Annotated in this window: 1 protein-coding gene, 1 pseudogene and 1 riboswitch; the gene and the pseudogene both read right to left on the minus strand. The window is 73.2% G+C overall.

Features of this window, described 5'->3' with window-relative positions:
• A pseudogene (locus N4P33_RS34585) lies at positions 1–1243 on the minus strand (5-methyltetrahydropteroyltriglutamate--homocysteine S-methyltransferase); the annotation flags it as partial.
• A gap of 196 nt (positions 1244–1439) precedes the next feature.
• Positions 1440–1670: riboswitch (cobalamin riboswitch) on the minus strand.
• 80 nt (positions 1671–1750) lie between these two features.
• On the minus strand, positions 1751–2479 hold the full coding sequence (locus N4P33_RS34590; RefSeq protein WP_260830872.1) for a 3-hydroxyacyl-CoA dehydrogenase family protein: 729 nt from the start codon (positions 2477–2479) through the stop codon (positions 1751–1753).
• Positions 2480–2484: the final 5 nt, after the last annotated feature.

Below are 2484 nucleotides of genomic sequence, written 5' to 3' on the forward strand. Positions count from 1 at the left end.
TCACCGCCTCGGCGCGGGCCCGCACCGCCGGGTCGCGGGTGATCGGCGAGCCCGTGCGGGAGGCCAGGTCGGCGCGGTTGGCGGCGAGTTCGGCGGTGATGGCGCCGGTGCCGTGCGCGAGGCCCTTGGCGAGGGTGACGATCTCGGCGGTCTTCTGCTGGGCGAAGGCCAGCCAGCGCAGGATCTGCGGCTCGATGTCCCGTTCCAGGCCCGTGTCGAGGGGGACGTGGAGGAGGGAGCAGGACGCGGACACGTCGACCCGGTCGGCCAGTCCCAGCAGGGTGCCGAGCAGTGCGAGGGACGTCGACAGGTCGTTGATCCAGATGTTGCGGCCGTTGACGACACCGGCCACCAGCCGCTTGCCCGGCAGTCCGCCGACGGCGGCGAGGGCGTCCAGGTTGCCGGCCGCGGACTCGGTGAAGTCCAGGGCCAGACCGTCGACCGGGGACTTCGCCAGCACGGGAAGCGCCTCGCCGAGCCGGTCGAAGTACGAGGCGACCAGCAGCTTCGGCCGGTCGGCGAGGGCGCCGAGCTCCCGGTAGGCGCGCTCCAGGGCGTTCAGCTCGGCCGGGGTGCGGTCCTGCACGAAGGCCGGCTCGTCCAGCTGCACCCACTCGGCGCCGGCCGCGCGCAGATCGGCCAGCACCTCGGCGTACACCGGCAGTAGACGGTCCAGCAGAGTGAGCGGTGCGAAGTCCGCGGGCGCGCCGGGGGCGGGCTTGGCGAGGAGGAGGTAGGTGACGGGGCCGACGAGCACCGGGCGGGCGGCCAAACCCAGGGCCAGGGCCTCCTTCAGCTCGGTGACCTGCTTCGCGGAGTCGGCGGTGAAGACGGTGTCGGGGCCCAACTCGGGGACCAGGTAGTGGTAGTTGGTGTCGAACCACTTGGTCATCTCCAGCGGAGCGACCTCCTGGGTGCCCCGGGCCATCGCGAAGTAGCCGTCCAGCGCGTCGGCCTCGACGGCGGCGCGGTGCCGCTCGGGGATCGCGCCGACCATCACGGTGGTGTCGAGCACATGGTCGTAGTACGAGAAGTCGCCGGTCGGCACCTCGTGGAGGCCGGCGGCGGCGAGCTGCCGCCAGGTGGCGGCCCGCAGGTCGGCGGCGACGGACCGGAGTCCGGGCGCGTCGACGCGGCCCTTCCAGTACCCCTCGATCGCCTTCTTCAGTTCCCGGTTCCGCCCCTGACGGGGGTAGCCGTACACGGTGGCCCGTGCCGCCGCGGCCGCGGACTTCGCTGTCACGGAGATCTCCTTCGCGAGATGAATCCCTGAGATCCCGGGGACGGGACGAGAGCGCGAAGGGATGACGAACCGGACGGAACCGGCCTGGCACGGCCTGGCACGGCCTGGCACGACCTGGCACGACCTGGCGAGGCCGCCCGTCCGATGTGTACGCCGACCCGCCCTCGAGGTCACCGGGATGTCCGCGCGCGGAACGGTCCGCACGCGGGCAGATGGCAGGTCTTCGGACTCGCGGGCACGTCCTCGTCGTTCACCGAGGAGGACACCTACTGGCCGTCGCTTCCCAGGCCCGGTACGTCGGACCCAGTGCGTATGACGGCGGTCGTTCCCGCTCACCGCTGCGGGGCAGTCCCGGATTCCCACCGGGTTCCCTCTTGCGACGCATCCCGCCTGGCGGACGGGGCGAACCAGCTGCACCGGCCAGCCTAGACCCTCTCCCCGCCGGCACCCCCGGGGACCCTCACCCCGGGGGCCGTACGGGCCCCTCGCCCGCGTCCTGCCAGGCCCTCAGTCCTGGTCGTACCGGTGGAAGCCCCGGCCGGTCTTGCGGCCCAGGAGCCCCGCCTCGACCATCCGCAGCAGGAGCGGGGGAGGGGCGTAGAGGGGTTCCTTGAACTCGTCGTAGAGCGCCTCCGCGATCGAGGCGACCGTGTCCAGGCCGATCAGGTCCGCGAGCCTCAGCGGGCCCATGGGGTGGGCGCAGCCCAGCTCCATGCCGGTGTCGATGCCGGCGGCGGTCGCGAAGCCGGACTCCGCCATCCGGATCGCGGACAGCAGATAGGGCACGAGCAGCGCGTTGACGACGAAGCCCGCCCGGTCCTGGGACCGGATCACCGTCTTGCCGAGGGTTCGGGTCGCGAAGTCCTCCACCGCGGCCGTCGTCGCGGCCGACGTGTGCAGCGAGGTCACCACCTCCACCAGGGGCAGCACGGGCACGGGGTTGAAGAAGTGCAGGCCCACGACCCGGTCCGCCCGGCCGGTCGCCATGCCCAGCCGCATCACCGGCAGGGAGGAGGTGTTGGTGGCCACCCTGCCGACGTCGGGCACGTCCCCGGTGAGGGCGCGGCAGCGCTCCTCGTCGCCCTCGATGGCCGCGATCCGGGCGGGCACGCCGCCCAGCCAGGCGACGCGCTCGCGCAGCCCGGTGTCCCGGGCGATCTCCACGGCCTCGGCCACCGACGCCTCGGCGTCCCGGTGCGCCCCGGCCAGCACCTGGCGTTCCGCCAGCACGTGCAGGGCCT

The organism is Streptomyces sp. 15-116A (assembly GCF_025290915.1).
In the GTDB taxonomy this organism is placed as follows: Bacteria; Actinomycetota; Actinomycetes; order Streptomycetales; family Streptomycetaceae; genus Streptomyces.